21 protein-coding genes are annotated in these 22,691 nt (G+C 42.2%); 13 read left to right on the top strand and 8 right to left on the bottom strand.

Annotated features, from left to right (window positions below; genetic code table 11):
* Window positions 1-308: 308 nt before the first annotated feature.
* From AACW90_RS03045 to AACW90_RS03035, 3 genes are all read left to right on the top strand, one after another.
* Complete coding sequence (locus AACW90_RS03045; protein ID WP_390230568.1) at window positions 309-1,403, top strand: NapC/NirT family cytochrome c; 1,095 nt, start codon at window positions 309-311, stop codon at window positions 1,401-1,403.
* A 46-nt stretch (window positions 1,404-1,449) separates the two neighbouring features.
* A complete protein-coding gene (locus AACW90_RS03040) occupies window positions 1,450-3,894 on the top strand; it encodes a molybdopterin guanine dinucleotide-containing S/N-oxide reductase (RefSeq protein WP_390230565.1) in 2,445 nt (814 codons plus the stop codon).
* Window positions 3,895-4,200: 306 nt separating this feature from the next.
* A complete protein-coding gene (locus tag AACW90_RS03035) occupies window positions 4,201-4,548 on the top strand; it encodes a hypothetical protein (RefSeq protein ID WP_390230562.1) in 348 nt (115 codons plus the stop codon).
* 20 nt (window positions 4,549-4,568) lie between these two features.
* On the opposite strand, the gene AACW90_RS03030 is transcribed toward AACW90_RS03035, so the two are convergent.
* Window positions 4,569-4,976, bottom strand: a complete 408-nt coding sequence (locus AACW90_RS03030; RefSeq protein WP_390230559.1) for a GFA family protein — start codon at window positions 4,974-4,976, stop codon at window positions 4,569-4,571.
* 284 nt (window positions 4,977-5,260) lie between these two features.
* Here AACW90_RS03030 and AACW90_RS03025 point away from each other — a divergent pair, with 284 nt between their 5' ends.
* Window positions 5,261-6,400 carry an N-acetyltransferase DgcN family protein gene (locus AACW90_RS03025; RefSeq protein WP_390230556.1) on the top strand — a complete coding sequence of 380 codons (1,140 nt, stop codon included), beginning with the start codon at window positions 5,261-5,263 and terminating at the stop codon, window positions 6,398-6,400.
* Window positions 6,397-7,467 carry an alanine/ornithine racemase family PLP-dependent enzyme gene (locus AACW90_RS03020; protein WP_390230553.1) on the top strand — a complete coding sequence of 357 codons (1,071 nt, stop codon included), beginning with the start codon at window positions 6,397-6,399 and terminating at the stop codon, window positions 7,465-7,467. The genes AACW90_RS03025 and AACW90_RS03020 overlap by 4 nt, the downstream gene beginning before the upstream one ends.
* 332 nt (window positions 7,468-7,799) lie before the next feature.
* On the opposite strand, the gene AACW90_RS03015 is transcribed toward AACW90_RS03020, so the two are convergent.
* Complete coding sequence (locus tag AACW90_RS03015) at window positions 7,800-8,351, bottom strand: DUF924 family protein (RefSeq protein ID WP_390230550.1); 552 nt, start codon at window positions 8,349-8,351, stop codon at window positions 7,800-7,802.
* A gap of 203 nt (window positions 8,352-8,554) precedes the next feature.
* Here AACW90_RS03015 and AACW90_RS03010 point away from each other — a divergent pair, with 203 nt between their 5' ends.
* The 6 genes from AACW90_RS03010 to AACW90_RS02985 all read left to right on the top strand — a co-directional run bounded on the left by AACW90_RS03010 (window position 8,555) and on the right by AACW90_RS02985 (window position 15,161).
* A complete protein-coding gene (locus tag AACW90_RS03010; RefSeq protein ID WP_275137767.1) occupies window positions 8,555-9,283 on the top strand; it encodes a response regulator in 729 nt (242 codons plus the stop codon).
* A gap of 4 nt (window positions 9,284-9,287) precedes the next feature.
* Window positions 9,288-10,727, top strand: coding sequence for an ATP-binding protein (locus AACW90_RS03005; protein ID WP_390230546.1), 1,440 nt, complete (start codon window positions 9,288-9,290; stop codon window positions 10,725-10,727).
* 136 nt (window positions 10,728-10,863) lie between these two features.
* Window positions 10,864-12,111, top strand: coding sequence for an ABC transporter substrate-binding protein (locus AACW90_RS03000; RefSeq protein WP_390230543.1), 1,248 nt, complete (start codon window positions 10,864-10,866; stop codon window positions 12,109-12,111).
* Between the two features lie 256 nt (window positions 12,112-12,367).
* The gene (locus AACW90_RS02995; protein ID WP_390230852.1) at window positions 12,368-13,189 is read left to right on the top strand and encodes a carbohydrate ABC transporter permease; all 822 of its coding nucleotides are present in this window, start codon (window positions 12,368-12,370) and stop codon (window positions 13,187-13,189) included.
* On the top strand, window positions 13,186-14,043 hold the full coding sequence (locus tag AACW90_RS02990; protein ID WP_348000279.1) for a carbohydrate ABC transporter permease: 858 nt from the start codon (window positions 13,186-13,188) through the stop codon (window positions 14,041-14,043). The genes AACW90_RS02995 and AACW90_RS02990 overlap by 4 nt, the downstream gene beginning before the upstream one ends.
* Before the next feature lie 5 nt (window positions 14,044-14,048).
* Window positions 14,049-15,161, top strand: coding sequence for an ABC transporter ATP-binding protein (locus AACW90_RS02985; protein ID WP_390230540.1), 1,113 nt, complete (start codon window positions 14,049-14,051; stop codon window positions 15,159-15,161).
* 143 nt (window positions 15,162-15,304) lie between these two features.
* Here the strand turns inward: AACW90_RS02985 and AACW90_RS02980 are convergent, their stop codons facing one another.
* The 3 genes from AACW90_RS02980 to AACW90_RS02970 all read right to left on the bottom strand — a co-directional run bounded on the left by AACW90_RS02980 (window position 15,305) and on the right by AACW90_RS02970 (window position 17,065).
* Window positions 15,305-15,526 carry a helix-turn-helix domain-containing protein gene (locus AACW90_RS02980; RefSeq protein ID WP_390230537.1) on the bottom strand — a complete coding sequence of 74 codons (222 nt, stop codon included), beginning with the start codon at window positions 15,524-15,526 and terminating at the stop codon, window positions 15,305-15,307.
* Between the two features lie 8 nt (window positions 15,527-15,534).
* On the bottom strand, window positions 15,535-16,083 hold the full coding sequence (locus AACW90_RS02975; RefSeq protein WP_390230534.1) for a DUF2975 domain-containing protein: 549 nt from the start codon (window positions 16,081-16,083) through the stop codon (window positions 15,535-15,537).
* A 112-nt stretch (window positions 16,084-16,195) separates the two neighbouring features.
* Window positions 16,196-17,065: an AraC family transcriptional regulator gene (locus AACW90_RS02970; RefSeq protein ID WP_390230531.1), complete on the bottom strand. Its 870-nt coding sequence runs from the start codon at window positions 17,063-17,065 to the stop codon at window positions 16,196-16,198.
* A gap of 113 nt (window positions 17,066-17,178) precedes the next feature.
* On the opposite strand from AACW90_RS02970, the gene AACW90_RS02965 reads away from it, so the two are divergent.
* Window positions 17,179-18,333, top strand: coding sequence for an aminotransferase-like domain-containing protein (locus tag AACW90_RS02965; protein ID WP_390230528.1), 1,155 nt, complete (start codon window positions 17,179-17,181; stop codon window positions 18,331-18,333).
* 24 nt (window positions 18,334-18,357) lie between these two features.
* Here AACW90_RS02965 and AACW90_RS02960 read toward each other — a convergent pair whose 3' ends face one another.
* The 3 genes from AACW90_RS02960 to AACW90_RS02950 all read right to left on the bottom strand — a co-directional run bounded on the left by AACW90_RS02960 (window position 18,358) and on the right by AACW90_RS02950 (window position 20,794).
* Complete coding sequence (locus AACW90_RS02960; RefSeq protein ID WP_390230525.1) at window positions 18,358-19,551, bottom strand: MFS transporter; 1,194 nt, start codon at window positions 19,549-19,551, stop codon at window positions 18,358-18,360.
* Window positions 19,552-19,650: 99 nt separating this feature from the next.
* Window positions 19,651-19,986 (bottom strand): TehB family protein, encoded by a 336-nt coding sequence (locus tag AACW90_RS02955; RefSeq protein WP_195706176.1) that lies wholly within the window; start codon window positions 19,984-19,986, stop codon window positions 19,651-19,653.
* Window positions 19,987-20,023: 37 nt separating this feature from the next.
* Window positions 20,024-20,794, bottom strand: coding sequence for a ferredoxin--NADP reductase (locus AACW90_RS02950; protein WP_390230521.1), 771 nt, complete (start codon window positions 20,792-20,794; stop codon window positions 20,024-20,026).
* Window positions 20,795-21,032: 238 nt separating this feature from the next.
* Between AACW90_RS02950 and norR the strand changes: the two genes are divergently transcribed.
* Window positions 21,033-22,586 (top strand): nitric oxide reductase transcriptional regulator NorR, encoded by a 1,554-nt coding sequence (gene norR, locus AACW90_RS02945; protein WP_390230849.1) that lies wholly within the window; start codon window positions 21,033-21,035, stop codon window positions 22,584-22,586.
* Window positions 22,587-22,691 lie beyond the last annotated feature (105 nt).

The raw sequence follows: 22,691 nt of genomic DNA, 5'->3' as shown, positions 1-22,691 counted from the left end.
TGTCTGAACATGCTATCATTTTTACTATCAGTTACGAAGTAATAGGGGCAAAGTAAACAAGGGAAGAAAGTACCTGATGACATTGCCATTCTTGTAACCAACCTCATATTAGAGTGATTATGACGGGCCTATAAAAAACAGTGTCGATTTTTTAACCTATTGAATTCACTGACTATACAACACCATATATCGTCTACTTCAAATTTAATGATTTAAATTCTAATAAATAGCTTATTTTGTGATTTATTCTTATTTCGCTAATCCTAAATAGGTATACACTCAATTTTTAACCAATACATTCTCTTACTATGAAATTCAAAAAATGGTCTATTGCGTTAATTGCAATTATTGGCATCATTATTGGCTGGTTTAGCCTTGGTGGTACTGCTGTTGTAATGCATCTTACATCAAGCACAGAATTCTGTGTTTCGTGTCACACGATGGACGCCCCCTATCAAGAATACCAAGGTTCTAAACACTTCAGTAACGCAAAAGGAATAAGAGCAGAATGTTCTGATTGTCATATTCCTTCCGACCCTATCGATTACGTTATTACTAAAATTAGAGCATCCAAAGACATCTACCACGAATTCGTAACGGGAAAAATTGATACGGAAGAAAAATACGAAAACCATCGCTTAGCGATGGCTGAAACCGTATGGGCTCAGATGCGAGCAAATGATTCCGCTACCTGTCGTTCATGTCACAGTTATGATGCTATGGACACCTATGAGCAGTCTGAAAATGCGCAGAAAATGCATGAATATGGTATCGAAAACAACCAAACCTGTATCGATTGCCATAAAGGTGTCGCTCATTTTCCACCAGAGCTTGAAATGAGCAGTGAAGCGTATGACAACCTAATTGAACTCACCAATGCAACGAAACCTGATGCTCAAAAAGTCTATCCAATCGATACCATTTCTATTGGTGACTTTGGTACGGTCAATCCGACGGTAGAACTCACTGTACTTTCTAATGACGCTAACGCCAGAACGGTTCAAATTTCTGGTTATCAGATGAAAGGTGCAGAGCAAGTTCTTTATGTGGGAGAAGGCAAACGCGCCATTATTGCGAAGCTAACTGACAAAGGCCAAGCCGCACTCAAAGTTGGGGAGTTTGCAGAAGACGAATACGGCAACGCCTGGCGTACTGCTGAACTTCAGGCAACGACGGACGCTGCGGTTCTTGATTCGATTGATCCTCTATGGAGCTACGCAGAAGAGTTGGACAATGTTTATTGTGCAGCCTGCCACTCAATCATACCGGGCCATCACTTTACCGTTAACGCATGGGGCCCTGTCGCCAAAAGCATGGGTGAACGAACCGATATTACCGACTTAAACTTAGAAATTTTAACCAAGTTTTTCCAAAGCCACGCTAAAGATGTGGTTGGTCATTAACGAATAATTACAAACAATTGCGAACGAGAGAAGAGGAACAATGTCTATGAACAACATTTCACGTCGAGGTTTCCTAAAGGGAACGAGCATGGCGGCTGGTACTCTAGTATTTACCAGCATCGTACCAATGCAAGCAATGGCAAAACAAAAAGGCGATGGTGTGCTCACTGCAGGTCGAATGGGTGCAATGATCGCAGAAGTTAAAGATGGCAAACTTGTTTCAACAAAAGGCGCTCTTGCGAGAACCGTTCCGAATAGCCTACAAACGACCGGCCCGGATCAAGTACACACCAACGCACGTATTAAATATCCAATGGTTCGTAAAAGCTATCTGGAAAACCCAACCGCTCCAAAAGGGACGCGTGGTGATGATGACTACGTCCGCGTTTCTTGGGATGAAGCCTATAAATTGATCCACGAACAACACATGCGTATTCGTGAAGAAAATGGTGCAGAGTCCGTGTTCGCGGGTTCTTATGGCTGGCGCTCTAGTGGCGTTCTACATAAGGCTCAGACACTGCTTCAGCGTTATATGGGCATGGCTGGGGGTTATTCTGGGCATCTGGGTGACTACTCTACCGGTGCCTCACAGGTTATTATGCCTCACGTGATGGGATCGATTGAAGTCTATGAACAACAGACAACGCATCCCGTTATTCTTGAGCACAGTGACGTCGTTGTTCTTTGGGGTTTAAACCCAATGAACACATTGAAGATTGCATGGTCGTCTACAGATGAATCAGGATTAGAGTTCTTCCATCAGTTGAAGAAGTCAGGCAAGACTATCATTTGTATTGACCCAATGCGTTCTGAAACCATTGAGTTCTTTGGCGATAATGCACAATGGATAGCGCCAAACCCTATGACAGATGTTGCTATGATGATGGGTGTCGCGCACTCACTCATTAGCAACAAGAAACACGATAAAGCTTTCTTAGACAAATACACTTCAGGCTATGATAAGTTCGAAGCGTACTTGTTGGGCAAAGAAGACGGCATTGAGAAAACACCTGCTTGGGCAGAAGAAATTACAGGCGTTCCAGCGAAACAAATGGAAGTTCTGGCTGATATCTTTAGTAAAAACAGAACAATGTTAATGAGTGGCTGGGGCGTACAACGTCAACAGTTTGGTGAGCAACGTCACTGGATGCTCGCTACTCTCGCCGCAATGCTAGGGCAGATTGGTCAACCGGGTGGTGGTTTTGGTCTTTCGTACCATTACTCAAACGGCGGAAACCCAACACGTGATGCCGGCGTACTTCCAGCGATATCATCGTCTATCGGCGGTGGTTCTTCTGCCGGTAACGATTGGGCGGTTTCTGGTGCAGTCAATGCATTCCCTGTGGCGCGTATTGTAGAAGCGCTTGAAAACCCAGGTAAAAAATACCAACATAATGGCCAAGAACTCACTTTCCCTGAAGTCAAAATGATCTGGTGGGCAGGCGGCGGTAACTTTACCCATCACCAAGATACAAATCGCTTAATCAAAGCATGGCAAAAACCTGAACTCGTCGTTATCTCTGAGATATATTGGACGGCGGCGGCGAAGCATGCGGATGTTGTTCTTCCTATCACGACGTCATTTGAACGTAACGATATGACGATGACGGGTGACTATAGTAATCAACACCTTATCCCAATGAAGCAAGCGGTTAAACCACAGGGTGAAGCACGTAACGACTTCGACGTATTTGCGGATATGGCTGAGTTAATCAAATCTGGTGGCCGTGACGTTTATACCGAAGGGAAAACGGAGATGGACTGGCTGAAAGGTTTCTACGAAACGGCGCAAAAAGGTGGCCGCGCAGCGCGTATCCGTATGCCTAATTTCGGTAAGTTCTGGGATACCAATGAACTGATAGAAATGAAGTTTAACAAAAAAGCAGCGCAATTTGTTCGTCATGCAGAGTTCCGTAAAGACCCTGTAATGAACCCGCTTGGAACACCTTCAGGTAAGATAGAGATCTACTCAAAAACCATCGAAAAATATGGCTTAGAAGATTGTCCTGCCCACCCTACTTGGCTAGAGCCAACAGAGTGGCGTGGAAGTGCTAAGAAAGATGAACTTCAACTAATGGCAGCTCATGCTGCTCATCGTCTACACAGTCAATTTAACTATGCCAAACTTCGTGAAGAATACGCAATAGCGAACCGTGAACCTATAACCATTAATACCGAGGATGCAAAAGCCCGTGGTATTAACAATGGAGATCTAGTTCGTGCTTACAATGACCGTGGTCAGGTACTTGTGGGTGCATTAGTTACAGATGGAATCAAACAAGGTTCAGTCTGTATCCACGAAGGTGCTTGGCCTGATTTGGATCCTAAAACCGGGTTATGTAAAAACGGTGGAGTCAACGTACTGACGAGTGATATACCGTCTTCACGTTTGGGTAACGGTTGTGCTGGTAACTCGGCGCTAGTTAAAATAGAGAAGTACACTGGTGAAGTGCCTAATTTGACTGCATTTACACCTGTAACAAACGGTTAAATTACCATTAAATATAGGCCCCTTTCACAAGGGGTCTTTTTTTTGATTCCAAGTTACCCTTCTTAAGCTATCCCTCTCTAATTAATCACAACTCAATGACGAGTTCGAACTAAGATAAAAGAAGCAAAGTTGTATCCCGTATACCTAAATAATAGCGAATAGCTTTCAAATACCTAAACTCTTAGTGTGAGGTCGTCAAGCCAACTAATTAAAGGTCACATAAGAAGCGAATTTGTAGGTCAGTTGAGGACAAGTCTTGTCTTTTTCGCTAGTATTCACACAATTAGAAATATAGGTTGAGTTAATATGAAAATTTCCGTTGATAGCGGTTCTTTTAAGGTCTCAATAGAGACCGAATTTGAAGGTTTAATTGCTGAAGCAACAGATATCTTCCGAACAACGGTAAAGCAAGCCAAATCAAACGATAAAGCTGTCTTACGTTTTTTGCAGATCATTCTTGAACACCGCGAAAGCGATGATGCCATTGGTTATGCCGTTCTTGGACTATTAGGTTGGTATAATGACGTGATAGGCGCAGTAGAAAATAGGGATATCGAACTAAATTTACCTAAAATTTTACCGCATATCATCAATCCTGCTGGTGATCTAACCGCAACGAGTGCGAATGAACTAAATACCTTTAAATCGTCGTGAATCAAATCTAACTTGCTCTGCTAAAGCACATTGTCTGGTGGGCGTTCATCATATTGAGGTACACCATCAGCAATGACTTCCCATGAGGCTTTTGACCCGACAAATATATGACGACTCAACTGAACCTTAGGATCACCGTTGACACAACCTAAAGTAACGCCATGCACTTCATCTTTAAAAACACCCGTTAAAGTTGAACCGCATTTGCTACAAAACTGCAGACCAAACCCGTGTTGTCCAATGTAAGAAGATAACAATTCTTCGCCACTAAGCCACTTAAATTCGCTCTGATTCACTAACGCATAAGCAGAGGCCTGAGCACTAAACGCCTTTCTACACCGTGAACAATGACATGACCGAGCATCATATAAAATACCATCTACCTGATACTTTATATCTCCACAAAAACACTCCCCAGTTATCGTCATGTGCACCTTCCTTTTTAGAATTTCCGTTTGATGGCATTGACGATAATAGCAGGTTTAGGTTATTTAAACCGACGCAATACCGAGACAATGATAAGGACAGACACTTTAATTTACCTTAACTTCGACGCCTTAATCTCTTTCATTTCAAGTCGCAACAATATAAGTTTACCTGTGTTAGGGTACAGCTCTCCCTACCGCTTAGTAGGGACCTCTTGTACTTTTCCGATGTCTTATCTCGGCACTTTATAGTCGCCCTTCTAAGCCCTAATTTATTAGGCCATATAATGTCAAACTTAGCACCAGAAAAAACGAACACCTCTCCGGTTATCTCACCTTCAACCTCAATACCAACCGCGATAATTTATTGCGAAGGCCAGTTCGGTAAAATTGATGGCAAAACGGCGAATGGGCTTGTAAGACACTCACAGAAATACCAAATTCTTTCTGTAATAGATAGCGAAACCGCCGGTATGAATTCAGGTGAAGTGCTTGGTGAAGAAAAAAACAATATTCCTATTGTTTCAAGCATTGAACATGCAATGGCACATTCAAAGAACAAACCTGATTACTTCATTTTTGGTATAGCACCTTCCAGCGGAATCTTATCTGAACTGGAAAAAGCAATCATCCTTAATGCGATGTCACGAAAAATGAATATTGTTAATGGGCTACATGAGTTTCTAACTGACGACTCAATATTTTCAGAAGCCAGCAGACGGCACAACGTTAATATAATAGATATTCGTAAGCCTAAAAACAAAGAAGACTTAAAGACATTTAGCGGAAAAATTCACAATGTAAAATGCCCACGTATCGCGCTTATGGGAACAGATTGTGCTATCGGCAAGCGTACAACTGCAACAATATTAACCAACATATTACGAGAAAAGGGCCTTAATGTTGTCATGATAGCAACCGGCCAAACGGGCATAATTCAAGGCGCGGCCTATTGTGTTGCTTTGGATGCTGTACCTTCTCAGTTTTGTGCTGGAGAATTAGAATCAGTCATAGTTGAAGCGTACGAACAAGAAAAACCTGATCTGATTATTATTGAAGGCCAAGGCGCGTTAAGCCATCCCGCGTTCTCAACCAGTTCATTTATACTCCGTGGTAGCTGTCCGACTGGAGTGATACTGCAACACTCACCTAAACGTATCAACCGCATAGATTTCCCAGAAATGGCAATGCCATCTGTGGCTTCAGAGATACATCTTATTGAAACTTTTTCTGACACAACAGTAATAGGATTAACACTCAATCACGAAGAAATGTCAGCAGACAAAATACGCTCATCAATCGATAACCACGCCACTCAACTAGGTATTCCAACAACAGATGCATTAACTCAACCTCCAAGTCAACTTGTAGAGATGGTGTTGTCTGCTTTTCCTTATTTAGAAAGCAAAATGACGATTGAACGTTGAGTTACCCCCGGTTAGAAATCGACTGCGCAAAAATATCTCATAATGCTAAAGTGCTTATTTATCAACTCGGTTTAAAAAATATAGCCGTGACACCAGTGACAAAAGTTTGTCTAGGTCACCCCATTATTGCTCAGGCATTAATAGAATCCGGTGCGAACCTACTTGCAGACTCTAGAGTCGAGAATATAATAAAAATGAAGCAATCAGGTATGATACTGCCTACAATGCTTATTCGTTCGCCAATGTTAAGTCAGATTTCTGATGTTATTCAGTATTGTGATATCAGTCTTAACACTGAAATATCGGTGGTACAACAGCTTTCCGAAATAGCCTGCCAGCTTGGGATTACACACCGCATTATTGTGATGGTGGAGCTAGGTGATCTTCGAGAAGGCGTTATGCTAGAAGACCTAATTAGTTTTGTAGAGCAAGTGGTTAATTTACCCAATATTGTTTTAAAAGGCATCGGGTCCAATCTTGCCTGCCGATATGGTGTCGCTCCCGATGATGATAATATGATGGTGTTGTCTAATCTTGCCGACGAAATTGAAAGAACATTCAATATTAAATTAGACATAATTTCAGGGGGGAACTCCGCCTCCCTTAACTGGGCATTAATAAATGCAAGATCCACACGGGTGAATCATCTTCGACTGGGCGAAGCTATTTTTTTAGGTTGTGAGCCCTTATATCAAGAAAAAATAGCAGGTTTATTTGGTGACGTTGTCATACTTACTGCGGAAGTTATCGAATCTAAAGTTAAGCCTTCTTTACCTTGGGGAAAACAGGCCGCGAATGCGTTTGGAGAAAAGCAAAAGGTCCATGATAGAGGCTTTGTATCACAAGCTATTCTCGCGTTAGGACGACAAGACGTTTGTGTCTCTGGGCTAACACCTCCGACGGGAATAAGCATTGTGTCATCAACAAGTGATCACCTACTTATTGAGACCTCAAAGGGTTCCTTGGTTGTAGGACAGAAAATTCAATTTCAATTAAATTACAGCGCTCTTTTATCCGCAATGACATCACCATTTGTAGATAAGTATTTTCTAGAGCCACTGAGCTAAACTTAATCAAAGGTTTAAAATGGATGACCATAAATTTTTCACAAAGCTTAATGATGCCATTTTGCTTAATTTTGAATCATTTACTTTGTGGGAGAGAGCATTCCTGTCTGAAATACTACAAAAAGTAGTGCATAAACAGGCCGTCTCTAAGAAACAGAAAACACTCGTCGAAAAAATTATAATTAAGCGCCAGAAAAAAAAGAAATAATTATCCTTGATACAAAGACCGAGAGCGATGACGGATAAACGAGGACATATAAGGTCCTCGTTATCGTTGGAATTGGAGTTAAGTCGGGTCATCAACCTTTTCCGCGAAGCCTTTTGTTACACAATTAGAAACCAGAATTCGGCTCTTTCAAAAACGCACGCTCTTCTTCTGTTGATACTCGTCCCAAAATATCATTTCGATGTGGGTAGCGGCCAAATCTATCAATAATCACCTTATGTTTCATCTCAAAATCTAAATTGCCCGGTTGCCCCAGCGCTTTAAAAAGCCTTAACGCTTCTTGGTGAATACACTGAGATTCACTGTGCATATAAGGCATATAGAGAAACGTTCTCTCGGCTATCTCAAGTTGTTGGTCGTAGCCACCAATAATAGCCTCTTGAGCTAAGGCTAATGCAAGAGTGTCGGTCGCAAAGGCGAGAGCCGTATCTCTGAAGATATTTCTGGAAAACTGATCTAATACAATAATTTCGGCCAATCGTCCTTCCGCTGTCTTCCTCCACTGAAACAATTCACATTGGCTTGCCTGTTGATGTAATGCCATAAAGCGATTCTGGATAACTTGATCAAATTCAAGATCTTTCTTAAACCACATATCTGGTGTGCATTCTTTGAACCAAAAATCGATTATAGCTTGGCTGTTTTGCTCTGTTTTCATCTTATCTCCGCTCCAATTAAACGATGCTTATAATGATAGACTATTATTTAGCTTAGATTAGAACTATTCTCAACATGAAGCAGATCAAATTCTGTTAAAAAACACGTCACTCAGCTCATACTTTCGGCGGGAAATCATCACCTTATTTTAAATGCTCGTTAGAATCATGTTCTGTAAAACTAACCGTAAATGAAGGAACGTAAATGAAGGAACAGGCGCATATCTTGGTCGTTGACGATGATCACGAGATACGAGATTTGCTAGACAAATATCTTACTAAATCTGGATATCATGTTTCCGTAGCGGAAGATGGTGAGGCGATGTATGCGCATTTACAAGCGCATGGCTATCCGACACTTATTCTTCTCGACGTGATGCTACCTGGAGACGATGGATTTGAACTGTGCCAACAAGTAAGAAAGACCTCTAACGTTCCTATTATCATGCTGACTGCTGTGTCAGATGAAACCGACCAAATTATCGGCTTGGAAATTGGGGCCGATGATTATATTGCCAAGCCTTTTAACCCTCGCCAACTTATCGCCCGTATAAAGGCGGTATTACGTCGAACCCATTTCGAAGAAGAAGGTCATATAGACAAATTACCAAAAGCAATTAATTTTGGAGTCTGGCATTTAGACACATTAGCCCACGGTTTAATCAACCAAGAAACCAATGAACAGTTTGAGTTGTCCGGTAGTGATTTTGCGCTGTTAATGCTGTTCCTTTCTCGTCCTAACGAGGTACTAGATCGCGATACGATTTCTTGTGCCACACGTGGCCGTGAAGCGTTACCTTTCGAGCGAGGCATTGACGTGCAACTCAGCCGTCTGCGTTCTCGACTTGGCGACAATGGCAAACAACATCAATACATCAAAACCATGCGTGGTAACGGCTATATTTTTACAGCCCCTGTAAGTTACGAGCATTAATTTAATGAAGAAAATTTTTTTTCCGCGTTCACTGGTTGCGCGAACACTCTGGCTTACGCTTATTGCCGTCATTTTTGCTCAAGGGATCGCGACTTCCATTTGGTATTCACAATCGAAACAAAGAGAAATAGACGGCATCGGCTCTACCTCGGCAAGTATGGCAACTATGTTTGCTTCTACCATCAATTTTTTTCAATCTCTTCCGGTAGAATATCGACACATCATTCTAGATCAAATAAGAGACATGGGGGGAACCCGCTTCTTCGTCTCATTTAATAAAGAGCAACTTAAAGTAGATACTATCCCGGACAATTTTTTAGAAAAAATCGCCGTTACTTCCGTTCAAGACGTACTCGACAAAAAATTAAATCATGTTAAAAAAATCATCGTAGAGTTTTCTAAACCCGATCATCTACGAATCTTAAAAAACGATATCTTCTTAGATGACTTACCCAAATCTTGGGCCCATTACACCCTAACGTTGGATCCGATCAAACCGCCTATCCTCGTGGTGCAAATTCAATTAGAAAGTGACGAGTGGATATATATCGCAGCACTTCTGCCTGCGCCTTATGTCAGTTTAGACGACACAATCATTGGCTCTCAACAGCTGCTTTTTTTGCTGCTATCTACTACCACGTTGATGCTACTGGTATACCCGCTTATTCGTCGGCAAGTTCGGCCGCTAAATAACCTGGCTAAAGCAGCGAATGAAATGAGCATGGATATCGATCAACCGGAACTGGTTGAAGAAGGCGCGAATGAATTGGTCACCGCTACCCGCGCATTCAATCGAATGCAACAACGTATTCGTCGATATGTAAATGACAGGGAAACACTTTTTTCTGCCATCTCCCACGATCTAAAAACACCCATTACGAGGCTTAGGCTAAGAACTGCGCTTTTAGAAGAAGATGAAGAACGTGATAAGTTCAATAACGATCTCGACGAACTTGAGATGATGGTTAAAGGTGCACTTCAAACGGTTAAAGATACTGACATTCATGAAAACAATGCGGTCATCGATATAAAAGAAATCCTGCTTTCTATCGCAGAGTCTTACAATCAGCAATCTAATCGAGTCTACATTCCATCAATGTCTATTCGGCCAATTGTAGGTAAACCGCTTGCGATTAAGCGTCTATTAAGCAACCTGATTGAAAATGGAGTTAAGTACGGTCACCGTGTGGTTATCATCCCTAAAGACAACAGAAATAGGTTATCGCTAACCATTCAAGATGAAGGGAATGGTATTCCAGAAGATAAGTTGGAAGCGGTGTTTGAACCCTATTTTCGAATAGCAAAAGATCGCGACGGGCACGGGCTAGGCCTTGGGATATGCCGCAATATTCTACATGCACACGGCGGAGATCTCATTCTGAGAAACTTATCCGACGGTGGCTTCTCCGTGGAAATCCTTATACCACGGAACCTCTCTCACTAGTGTAACGGGGTTGTTACATTCACGTTACTCTTTGTTTCAATCCAATCTGTTTTTTCTTATTAATCTAAATGTTGATAGGATATTTATTTGTCCAATCACTACATAATAATCATAATTCAAACCATGGATGAGAACGATGAACATTAAAAAAACCCTACTTACTCTATCCCTACTCTCTGCTACTCAATTTGCAACAGCTGGCGAAGTTGAAGTGCTTCACTGGTGGACATCTGGTGGCGAAGCGAAATCTGTATCAGCACTAAAAGACATGCTTGAAGAACAAGGTCATACTTGGAAAGACTTCGCTGTTGCTGGTGGTTCTGGTACAAGTGCCATGACCGTTCTTAAAACTCGCGCAGTATCTGGTAACCCACCAGCGGCCGCGCAAATTAAAGGACACGATATACAAGAATGGGGTGGCTTAGGTTTCTTAGCTAGCCTAGATGATGTTGCTACGGCAAACAAATGGGATTCTTTAGTTCCACCTATGGTTGCTGACATCATGAAATTTGATGGTGAATATGTAGCGGTTCCTGTCAACGTTCACCGTGTTAACTGGTTGTGGGCAAACAAAGCAGTATTCGAAAAAGCAGGCGTTGAAGTGCCCGCGACCATGGACGAATTTTTCATGGTGGGTGATAAGCTTAAAGAAGCAGGATACATTCCTTTGGCGCACGGTGGTCAAGCTTGGCAGGACGCGACAATATTTGAAGCGGTTGCACTTAGCGTATTGGGCAGCGAAGATTATAGAAAAGCCTTTGTTGACTTAGATATGGATACGTTGAGTGGCGATAAGATGGTCGAAACATTCCGTCTATTCAAAAAAATGCACAACTACATTGATAAAAACTCTCCAGGACGTGATTGGAACGTAGCGACATCGATGGTTATCAACGGTGAAGCCGCAATGCAGATCATGGGTGACTGGGCGAAAGGTGAATTTACCGCCGCAGGCAAAATGCCAGGTAAAGATTACGTCTGTGTTCCTGCTCCAGGTACCGCTGGTCATTTCACTCATAATGTAGATAGCTTTGCATTCTTCCAACTGTCTGATCCTGAGCAACAAAAAGCACAAAAAGCATTGGCAGCAACTATCTTAACGCCAGAGTTCCAAGAAGTATTTAACCTTAACAAAGGGTCTATTCCAGTACGTTTAGATGCCGACATGTCTAAGTTTGACTCTTGCGCTGTTGATTCTATGAAAGACTTCAAAGCAACGGCAAAAAGCGGCGACCTTCTACCAAGTATGGCTCATGGTATGTCTACCACTAGCTACGCTCAAGGTGCCATTTACGACGTAGTCACTAACTTCTTTAACGATCAAGACGCGGATCCAAAAGAAGCGGCTGGAAAACTTGCGAAAGCAGTGAAAGCAGCTATGTAATTTAAGTTGGCAGGCCTAAAAACCTGCCTTTCTTAAATGCTCTCTACAAAGAGAACTCAGATCGTGGTCACCTCCCAGATCACGATCTTCCCATTCAAATATCATACTCATATTATGCAAAATGTTATGCAATTTGAACCATTAAGGATTAGTTATGGAGCGTGTTTTGAATTCGCCTAACACACCACCTGTACCTAAGCGAAGCTTTAGCAGTAAGCTACAAGTTTGGCTTCCTAAAATCGTACTTGCGCCAAGCATGTTAGTTGTTGTGGTCTGCATTTACGGGTACATCTTTTGGACCGCCATTCTATCAGTGACCAACTCTCGATTTTTACCGAGCTACAAATTTGTCGGTTTGTCTCAGTATGAGAAGCTGATGGACAATGATCGCTGGACGACCTCAATTCTTAACCTCGGTATTTTTGGTGTGATGTTTATTGTCATCGCCATTGCCCTTGGCATCGCCTTAGCCATTTTCCTAGATCAAAACATTCGACAAGAAGGCGCTATTCGTACCATTTATCTTTACCCAATGGCGTTATCTTTTATCGTAACGGGTACGGCTTGGAAATGGATTCTTAACCCAGGATTAGGCATTGAAAAAATGGTGCGTGACTGGGGATATACCGACTTTACTTTTGACTGGATAGTCGATTCTGACATGGTGGTATACACCTTAGTCATAGCCGCCGTTTGGCAATCGTCTGGTTTTGTTATGGCCATGTTCCTTGCAGGGCTTAGAGGTATAGACAATTCCATTATCAAAGCGGCCCAGATAGATGGAGCTAGCTTACCGACCATCTATTTCAAGATAATTATGCCGTGCCTAAGACCTGTGGTCTTCAGCGCCGTTATTATCACATCGCATATTGCGATTAAGAGCTTCGACCTCGTCACTGCACTAACGGCAGGTGGGCCGGGGTATTCGTCTGATCTCCCAGCACTCTTTATGTATGCACATTCATTCACTCGGGGTCAAATCGGGTTAGGTGCCGCCAGTGCTATGATGATGTTGGCAGGAATTCTAGCTATTTTGGTTCCTTATCTCTATTCAGAACTTAGGGAGAAGAAATCATGAGTACTAAATTTAATTTTGGCAGAATTTTTATCTACACCGTTCTCATCTTCTTCTGTGTTATCTATTTGATGCCATTGTTCGTAATGGTCACAACATCACTTAAAACGCTACCCGATATCAAAGCAGGTAATTTACTTTCACTGCCTACCGAGTGGGTATTCGACGCGTGGTCGAAGGCTTGGAGTAGCGCTTGTACTGGTGTGAAATGTGAAGGCGTTCAAGGCTATTTCTGGAACTCCTTCCAGATGGTCATTCCTGCTGTTGCACTGTCCACTTTGTTAGGTGCATTTAACGGCTATATCATCAGTAAATGGCAATTCAGAGGGTCAAACTTCTTCTTTAGCGCCATGTTGTTTGGTTGCTTTATCCCTTTTCAGGTTGTTCTATTACCCATGGCGACAACACTTGGCAAACTAGGTTTAGCAAATACGACGATCGGTCTTGTACTTGTTCATGTTATCTACGGATTGGCGTTTACCACACTGTTCTTCAGAAACTTTTATGTCGGTATTCCAGATGAACTAGTTAAAGCCGCCAAGCTAGACGGTGCAGGTTTCTTCACTATCTTCTTTAAAATTATGCTGCCGTTATCGACACCGATCATCATGGTTACGGTCATCTGGCAGTTCACCTCTATCTGGAATGATTTCTTGTTCGGCGTGGTGTATTCAGGTTCAGACACGCAGCCCATCACGGTCGCGCTTAACAATTTAGTTAACACCAGTACCGGTATTAAGGAATACAACGTTGATATGGCTGGTGCCATTATTGCCGCCTTACCAACCTTAGTGGTGTATGTATTAGCTGGTAAATATTTTGTTCGTGGTTTAACCGCCGGATCAGTAAAAGGATAATAAAAATGGCAACACTAGATTTAAAACAGATCCGTAAGACATACCGAAACGCGGAAGTAGAAACCCTGAAAGGTATTGATATCAGTATCGATGACGGCGAGTTTCTTATATTAGTTGGCCCATCAGGTTGTGGTAAATCCACGTTAATGAACACCATTGCTGGTTTAGAGGATATTAATTCTGGCCAAATCCTTATCGACGGTGTTGACGTATCTAACGTTGAACCAAAGGATAGAGATATCGCCATGGTATTCCAATCCTATGCTCTTTACCCAAATATGACGGTAGAAGGTAATATTGCATTTGGTTTAAAGATCCGGAAAATGCCACAAAATGAGATCGACGCAGAAGTAAAACGCGTCGCCGAAATGCTGCAAATGGACCAGTTATTGGATCGTAAACCGTCGCAACTCTCTGGTGGGCAAAGACAGCGCGTGGCAATGGGACGCGCTTTGGCCCGTCGACCAAAACTTTACTTGTTCGATGAACCACTTTCTAACCTTGATGCAAAATTAAGGATAGAAATGCGCCACCAAATAAAGCGCCTGCACCAACAGCTTAAAACCACCATTGTCTATGTTACCCATGATCAGATAGAAGCAATGACGCTAGCAGACAGAATTGCCGTGATGAAAGATGGAGAACTGCAACAACTTGGTACGCCTAAAGAAATCTACAACAAACCGAACAATATGTTTGTAGCAGGTTTTATGGGCTCACCTTCGATGAATTTCATTGAAACTACGGTTGATCTAGATGACGATCGAAACCCAATCATTAAGGTGGTTGGCAGTGCGAACAGTGAGCATCATATTAACCTACCACAATCCATGCGAGATCAGGATGGACACAAAGTCGTCATTGGACTGCGCCCAGAACACATCACGGATACTGACAGTGAAGATACCACCGCGTCTACACGCCTAGGCTTACAGATAGAGGTGTTGGAACCAACTGGCCCAGACACGATTGCAATGGTTAAAGTAAATGGTCAGGAAGTCGCGTGTCGCCTTTCTCCAGAGTTCGAGGGAAATATTGGGGAAATAGCATCACTTAACTTTGACCTTTCAAAAGCGGTCTACTTTGATGGCGAAACCGAGCAGAGAATTGATTTTTAAATTGGAGTAATCAAACGACAGGCATGAGAGATTAACCATCTTTCATGCCTTTTTTATACTAATCGCATTAAGATCTGTTGAATTAATTACGCTTTCAATATTGCTCAACGGTAAGCAATGCGAACGTTCGACGTGTTGTTGGATTAAGATTGATCATCGTGATTGATTTCAAATTCCAAAATATCACCCGGTTGACATTCAAGTACCTCACAAAGTTTATCTAACGTCGTGAATCGAACGGCTTTAGCTTTACCATTTTTCAATACCGACAAATTAGCTTCTGTGATACCAACCGCTTGGGCCAACGTTTTTAGGCGCATTTTTCGCTTTGCCATCATTACATCTAAATTTATTCGTATAGACATAATACCTCCTAGATCGTGTGCTGGCTTTCAACAGCAAGAACATACCCTTCTTTCATCACCCATGAAATTATCAGGACAATAAACCCAAATACTATTGTAAACGCGTCCATTCCTGCAAAACCTACCATCAATATACGTTCACCAGGTGGGTTATTAAACGAAAGAATCACCGACATCACAGCACCATAAACCACGCTACCTGCCACCCAATAAAACAAACAGTAGCCGAGTTTTTGATAACAATTAGCATTCTCAAGAGAAAAAATTTGACCCGATTCATAGTTACGAAATAGATGCACCAACACCTTCAACGCATAGTTGACGATGCAACAAAGTAATAAACTCGCAATAATAGCCAGTACCCGTGTTGATAATGTTAAGGATGCCTGTGTATAGCTGTCGATGTCCAAACTGAGTTCAATAATGCCTAATGAGGTCAGAAAATCATAATCTGTTTGGACGGTTAACCAGTAGTAAAGCACCATCATGGGAATAAGCAGGAACAGTGACTGAAAAAGCATACGGACACGGCGACTTTGTTTCTGAATTTCATACATAATAATAATCCTGTGTAATTGACCACTCAAAGATTACGATAAACAGGAGTATTAAACAACAATTAATTATTGATAAACGATAATTAATTGTTGTTTTGATTGCAGGATTATCTTAATAGAAACTAATTGGCAAGAAAAAATCCAATTCGAACTTTTCATCCTCCGCCAAAAAATGATTCTTAATATAATTCACGTAAGCTGGTGTCGATCCTAGCTTAAAGCCCGAGTCTGGCAGCCATTGTTCTAGTACGTGGCTTATCTGCGGCAATAACTCACCATAAACACCGTGTAGCCTAAACACAGCATGCAACCCTCCCGGAATGGTAAGTTGATTAACAATACCGCGATAATTGAGTCGCTTATCAATTTCAATACAAGCGACATAACGACACTTTTCTAGCGCTACCAAAGCTGGATTGGAATGATGTAAGCCGTATTGAACTGAAAAGTCCCTTCCTTCTGATTCAGCCCACGCCTTTAAGATCAACCAAGCTCGATGGATCGATCGGTTATAACCTTGATGTCGAACATAAGCCGCATGCCTTTCGGCAACCTCAACGATATCGGGAGTTGGAATACCTGTTCTAGACACTCGTGCATAACCTGCTGCAATCTCTGGATCGGCTAGATAAGGCTTATCTGCATTATGGTAATCATGCTTTCGCCATTCTCCAGGAGACATATGGAAGGTAGCCTTAAATGCTCGGCTAAATGATGAAACAGAATTGAACCCGCACTTATTGCCGATGTGCAACACCGAGGACTGAGATTCAAACATAAGCAAGTTTGCCGCATATTCCATACGCGTTCGCCGAATATACTGATGAATCGGTTCGCCAACGACTTGTTTGAACAATCGATGAAAATGTTGTTCTGAGTAGGCAGCAATATCTGCCAACGTATTTACGGGCAAATCTCTGGCAATATCTTGATGAATATAGAACAGTACATCATTAATTCGAGAGAGGTGTTGGGTATTCATAATCTAAAAATAGCATAAATGGACATATTGATAAGCATAAATGGACACGATAAATAAAACAACTCCCTGTATGCTCTATCTATAAATATTGAAAAATTCGAACGGGTATACAAATGGAAATCGCTCAATCACTACAACAGATTCAATCGTCTTACATCCGAGAAATATTAAGTGCCGCGAGCGACAAAAATGTCATTTCTTTAGCAGGGGGATTGCCGGATGAAAAGACCTTTCCCATTGAGCTTATGAGACCAACACTAGAATCACTTTCCGACATGCCCGAGATTTTTCAATACGGAAGCACTGCAGGTTATGGTCCATTATTGACCCACCTTACTGAGCGATTCCAGCTTCCTGAAAACCATACAGTCATGATGTGTACTGGCTCACAGCAAGGCTTAGATCTTATTGCAAGAGCCTATGTAAACCCAGGTGATACTGTTGTGATGGAAGCACCTAGCTATCTGGGTGCCATGCAGGTGTTCGGCCTAGTACAAGCCAACATGGTGACGATTTCACAAACCGAATTTGGTCCTGATTTAGAGCAGCTCGAACAGTGCTTTGCAAAGCAGGCACCGAAGATGTTTTATGCAGTGCCAGATTTTCATAACCCTACAGGCGTATGTTGGTCTTTAGAAACACGTCAAAGAGTCGCTGAATTGTGTGTTCAGTATAATGTAGCCTTAATTGAAGATGCACCCTATCGTGAGTTGAGATTCAACGGTGAACCTATCGAGCTGGTATCAAACTTTTGTCCAGATCACTCAATTGTGTTGCGATCATTCTCTAAAATCGCCTCACCGGGTCTAAGGCTCGGGGCAGTCACTGGTAAAGTAAGCTACCTAGAACCTATGATAAAGGTAAAACAAGGAGCAGATTTGCATTCTAGTGTTCCAATGCAAGCCCTTTTGCTCGGCTTACTTGAACATGCTGATTTTGATTTGCACATCGACAATATTCGCTCAGTTTACAAACAGAGATATCAAAAGCTTTTCTCTGAATTACAAAGAAAGTTGCCAAAAAACTGTGAAATTAAACCGGTTGATGGAGGCATGTTTGTGTGGTTAACCTTACCGGAATGTGACACATTTGAACTTGCTAAAGTGTTGCTATCAAAAGGAGTGGCTGTTGTCCCTAGCCCAGTATTTTATCCAAGTTCCGACGAGGCAGAGCCGGCACTACGGTTAAACTTTACCAACTCTACAATAGACGATTTGGACAAAGCTGTTGACTGTTTAACCGACGTCTTAAAAGCGTTTCTAAGCTAGCAGCATACTTGATAGGAGTGATGATTAAGATAACACCATCACTCCATTTTCTCTTTTTTGTATAAGCAGCCACATCATCATTGCCGCACTCATCATGACCCCAGCAATAATCATAAAACCATATGACGTCAATTGGTTTGCTGTTAACCAGGCAATAAGTAAATAGCTCAAACTTTGAGACAGCGTTGAAAACAGCTTCAACCCTCCGTCAACTCTTCCTCGCTCAGAAACCGCCACCATATGATGCAGCTTATTGATTCTAGATATACGGTTAAACGCATTAAAGAAACCAATAATAACGGTCAATGTAACCATGACGATAGGTGACAAAAACACGCCTATTCCCAGCAATAGTATCGACATAATGAATATGGAAAACAGCATTGATTTATCGGGACTAAAGCGCGTGAGAAGCTTAGCTACGACCAGACCACAGATTAACGCTCCTACTCCATAGCTCATTTTCCATGTAGCAAACCAACTGCCCTCAACACCTTGCTCAGAGAAATAAATGGGCACCAGTTTGACCAAAAAGGTGAGCACAGGATATGAGAGACACGATAATGCGATAAATGCATAAAAAGCGGGGTCTTTACTGAAAATGCTTTTACTCTCTACTAATTGAGAAAGATAGGGTTCTTTAATTTTCGTCGATAACTGACGTCGATAAGGCGTGACCAGATAGCTTATTGCGGCGAACGATGAGGCCAGCGTGGCCAGAAACGCAAACTCAACCATTGACCACATCTCTAATACAACGATTCCCAGAGCACCAGCACCTAACACGCTCGTTTGCATAACGACTTCATCATAGCTGGATATTTTCGCGTATTCGTTTGGATTAAAATTCTCGTGGACGAATGCATTATTCGTACTCCACGCCATATCACCACTTAACCAAAAGACAAGCTGGGCAAATGCAAGCAGCCAGATGGACTCGACACCATACCAATAGGCTAATAAGACACATAATGCCGTGCTCGCCTGAACCACTTGCATCAAAACCAATAGTTTTTTGCGCGAAAATCGGTCAATCAATGTTGCCATAAAAAGCGTTGATACAAACGATGCACCCGTGCACACCAATGCCAGTATCGCAACAAATGTCCCCATTCCTGATTCATTTAACATGATCCAAGGCAGCGCCATCATAAACATCCCAGAAGAGACGCCATCAAATAATCGTCCAGATAAATAAGGTAACACTCTTTTTTTCATCGCTTTTTCCTTGCCTTAACGTCCAGTATCTCGTTGTCTAAAGACATGGTAATAGTTAAAGTAAACTTTAAGTAAAGCGATTTTTCTGTTTTTGATTTGCTATTTGCTATTGAACATTTTCTGACCGCTCTTATCCTTGTCCGACCAAAAATTGATATTAAACTGCGCATCTTCACTCAGTTCTATTCGATGCCAATATTCAGGTGGACTCGTCGCAAACTGTCCGGCTTCAATCACAACCTGCACCTCTGGGGTATTCGCCTCAGAATCGGCAAAACCATAATAGGTAACAACACCTTCCATTACGCATAGCTGCCCAAACACACCTTCTGCGGTATTGTGGTGAGTTAGCAGCGCCTCTGGCACATTTTGTCGAGTAAAAAATGGTGTCGAACGTTGGATAGTCCAGTTCGCTGGGATTCTTTGATGGCTCATGAGAATTTCCTTCTATTTAGTTAATTAATTTATGTCACTACCAATAATTTTCGGAACCAAAATTACCGGGTGTCTTTCTTAGGTGTTTTGTTAAGCCCAACGTAATTAGCGTTTGGCTTGTATCTTTAACCATCTCGGGATTACCGCATAAATAAACGAAACTCTTGTCGACGTGGAACGATGTTTCAGCAGCGGCTTGCAGCTCTCCGCTAAGTAGCAGATCTGGAATTCGTCCTGACAAAACTCCGGACACATGTTCTCTTGAAATAATTGGGACATAACGGATCTCCTGATTCTTTTCCAATAACAAACGAATCTCGTCTGTATACGTTAACTCTTCTCTATTTCGAACCGCGTGAACCAAAACAATTCTCTGAAATCTATTCTCTATCTGCTTATCGCCAAGCATCGAGATAAAAGGGCCTGAAGCACTTCCTGTCGCCATTAACCATAACTCTGTTACGGGGGTGGGGATCTCATCAAGCGTCATAAACCCTGCTGCCGTATTTCCCACGTAAATGCTGTCACCTACTTGTAGCTGGTTTAGCAGCGGAGAAAGCCGTCCTTTTTCGTCAGTGATGATGAGAAACTCTAACGTATTATCCCGCTTATACTGCTTCGGATGCGTGACGATTGAATAAGCCCTTCTAACCAACTCACCCGACTCATCGATTAATCCTAGCTTGGCAAACTGACCCGCCGTATAATTGAGCGCTTCAGATTTGATACAAAGCGAAAACAAGGTTTCCGTCCAATCTTTGCGAGCGACAACCGTACCAATATTCATTTGTTGAGGAATCGTATTCATTATTACCTCACTTATTGATCTGTTGTTTATGTTCACTTCATTCTAATAGAAACTATTTATATTATCTAATTAATTACCATTCTCATTTGCAGTTGTCGTGCCAACTATTTATTATATTGTTTTATAAGCTTTTTTTATTTCTCATTGATTATAACTGTTATTATGACAGCTCTTTACTTATGTCTTAAAGACACTATAATTGTCAAAACAACAGCAAATCAATATAGCGAGTCAAACCGTGAGCAACCTTAATAAAGAATGGGTGAAAATTGCCTTAGATCTAACCTCTGGAATTTCAGATCAGGATCGATTTGATCGCTTACTCTCCTCAATTAGAGAAGTGTTGAGATGTGACGCATCCGCCCTACTCTATTTCCAAGATCAACAGTTTGTTCCATTGGCAATTAATGGCCTTTACGACGACGTACTTGGGCGACGATTTGATATACAACAACATCCAAGATTAGAGGCTATTGCGCGAGCAGGCGACGTGGTGCGTTTCCCTCCAGACAGCGACCTGCCAGATCCGTATGACGGATTGATACCTGAGCATGAACATGATCTAAGGGTGCACTCATGCATCGGACTACCGCTTCTTATCAATGACAGATTAATTGGTGCAATAACCATTGACGCCTTTGACCCAGCGCAGTTCGATTCATTTCGAAACCAAGATTTACGGGTCATCAGCGCATTGGCGGCCACAAGCCTAAATACCGCACTCTTAATGGAACAATTAGAGAGTCAGGTCGGCATCGAAACCTCGTCGTCCGCGGCAAACAGCAAGAGCATCGTACCGAGCGAGATTATCGGTAATTCAGAGGTCATGCAGGAACTAAAATCGCATATCTCCGCCGTGGCAAATACCGATTTGTCGGTACTTATTATGGGTGAAACCGGTGTCGGTAAAGAACTGGTTGCCGCGGCTATCCATGCGAATTCGGACAGAGTCAAAAAGAATCTCGTTTACTTGAACTGCGCGGCACTGCCAGAATCAGTTGCAGAGAGTGAGCTTTTTGGTCACGTTAAAGGGGCATTTACGGGTGCGATTAGTAATCGAAAAGGCAAATTTGAACTGGCCGACAATGGCACACTGTTTCTTGATGAGATTGGCGAGCTCTCTTTGGCTTTGCAAGCTAAGCTACTAAGAGCACTCCAGTATGGCGATATTCAGCGCGTGGGCGACGACAGCAATATAAAGGTAAATGCCCGTATTGTGGCGGCAACCAACCGCGTTATGCATGAGGAAGTAAAAGCGGGACGTTTCCGTTCCGACCTATATCATCGCTTGAGTGTGTTTCCTATCTTTGTCCCTCCTTTGCGCGAACGCGGGAAAGATATCACGCTTCTTTATGGTTTCTTTGCAGAGCGTTGCCAACACAAATTGGGGGTGACGAATATCAAGATAGATCCTCAATCAAGTATGTTGCTTCAGAATCACAGCTGGCAAGGTAATGTGCGTGAGCTAGAACACGCCATAAATCGCGCGGCAGTGCTCGCGAGATCAGAATCGAGATCAGACGTGATCGTATTGCTACCAAAACACTTTAATCTTGAAGAACAAGATGGCCTTGTGTCAGACAACAGTATGAAGAATACCCCCACATCAGGTAACGCTATCAGTATCCCATTGACCGTTATCGATTTGAAAAATGCAACCGATGAGTTCCAAGTAAACCTGATTAATCAAGCCTATAGAGAAGCAGGAAACAACTGGGCTGCCGCCGCGCGTCTATTAAAAGTAGATTCAGGAAACCTACATAGATTAATGAAACGTCTCAACATGAAGTAAATTAGCAACGCAAAGTGTCCAAATGACAGTTTACAGTCATTTGGACACTTTTAATCTTTGTCATTTAGACTAACAAAAAATGTACAAAACCTTATAAATCAATTA

Origin of the sequence: Vibrio frigidus (genome assembly GCF_042465995.1) — a bacterium.
Classification (GTDB): Bacteria; Pseudomonadota; Gammaproteobacteria; order Enterobacterales; family Vibrionaceae; genus Vibrio.
This window is presented reverse-complemented; position numbering and strand designations above follow the sequence as displayed.

Excerpts from the sequence above, each read along its gene's own strand:
- AACW90_RS03045 (WP_390230568.1), top strand. The coding sequence starts at position 309 with ATGAAATTCAAAAAATGGTCTATTGCGTTAATTGCAATTATTGGCATC.
- AACW90_RS03040 (WP_390230565.1), top strand. The coding sequence starts at position 1,450 with ATGAACAACATTTCACGTCGAGGTTTCCTAAAGGGAACGAGCATGGCG.
- AACW90_RS03035 (WP_390230562.1), top strand. The coding sequence starts at position 4,201 with ATGAAAATTTCCGTTGATAGCGGTTCTTTTAAGGTCTCAATAGAGACC.
- AACW90_RS03030 (WP_390230559.1), bottom strand. The coding sequence starts at position 4,976 with ATGACGATAACTGGGGAGTGTTTTTGTGGAGATATAAAGTATCAGGTA.
- AACW90_RS03025 (WP_390230556.1), top strand. The coding sequence starts at position 5,261 with ATGTCAAACTTAGCACCAGAAAAAACGAACACCTCTCCGGTTATCTCA.
- AACW90_RS03015 (WP_390230550.1), bottom strand. The coding sequence starts at position 8,351 with ATGAAAACAGAGCAAAACAGCCAAGCTATAATCGATTTTTGGTTCAAA.
- AACW90_RS03010 (WP_275137767.1), top strand. The coding sequence starts at position 8,555 with ATGAAGGAACAGGCGCATATCTTGGTCGTTGACGATGATCACGAGATA.
- AACW90_RS03005 (WP_390230546.1), top strand. The coding sequence starts at position 9,288 with ATGAAGAAAATTTTTTTTCCGCGTTCACTGGTTGCGCGAACACTCTGG.
- AACW90_RS03000 (WP_390230543.1), top strand. The coding sequence starts at position 10,864 with ATGAACATTAAAAAAACCCTACTTACTCTATCCCTACTCTCTGCTACT.
- AACW90_RS02995 (WP_390230852.1), top strand. The coding sequence starts at position 12,368 with ATGTTAGTTGTTGTGGTCTGCATTTACGGGTACATCTTTTGGACCGCC.
- AACW90_RS02990 (WP_348000279.1), top strand. The coding sequence starts at position 13,186 with ATGAGTACTAAATTTAATTTTGGCAGAATTTTTATCTACACCGTTCTC.
- AACW90_RS02985 (WP_390230540.1), top strand. The coding sequence starts at position 14,049 with ATGGCAACACTAGATTTAAAACAGATCCGTAAGACATACCGAAACGCG.
- AACW90_RS02980 (WP_390230537.1), bottom strand. The coding sequence starts at position 15,526 with ATGTCTATACGAATAAATTTAGATGTAATGATGGCAAAGCGAAAAATG.
- AACW90_RS02975 (WP_390230534.1), bottom strand. The coding sequence starts at position 16,083 with ATGTATGAAATTCAGAAACAAAGTCGCCGTGTCCGTATGCTTTTTCAG.
- AACW90_RS02970 (WP_390230531.1), bottom strand. The coding sequence starts at position 17,065 with ATGAATACCCAACACCTCTCTCGAATTAATGATGTACTGTTCTATATT.
- AACW90_RS02965 (WP_390230528.1), top strand. The coding sequence starts at position 17,179 with ATGGAAATCGCTCAATCACTACAACAGATTCAATCGTCTTACATCCGA.
- AACW90_RS02960 (WP_390230525.1), bottom strand. The coding sequence starts at position 19,551 with ATGAAAAAAAGAGTGTTACCTTATTTATCTGGACGATTATTTGATGGC.
- AACW90_RS02955 (WP_195706176.1), bottom strand. The coding sequence starts at position 19,986 with ATGAGCCATCAAAGAATCCCAGCGAACTGGACTATCCAACGTTCGACA.
- AACW90_RS02950 (WP_390230521.1), bottom strand. The coding sequence starts at position 20,794 with ATGAATACGATTCCTCAACAAATGAATATTGGTACGGTTGTCGCTCGC.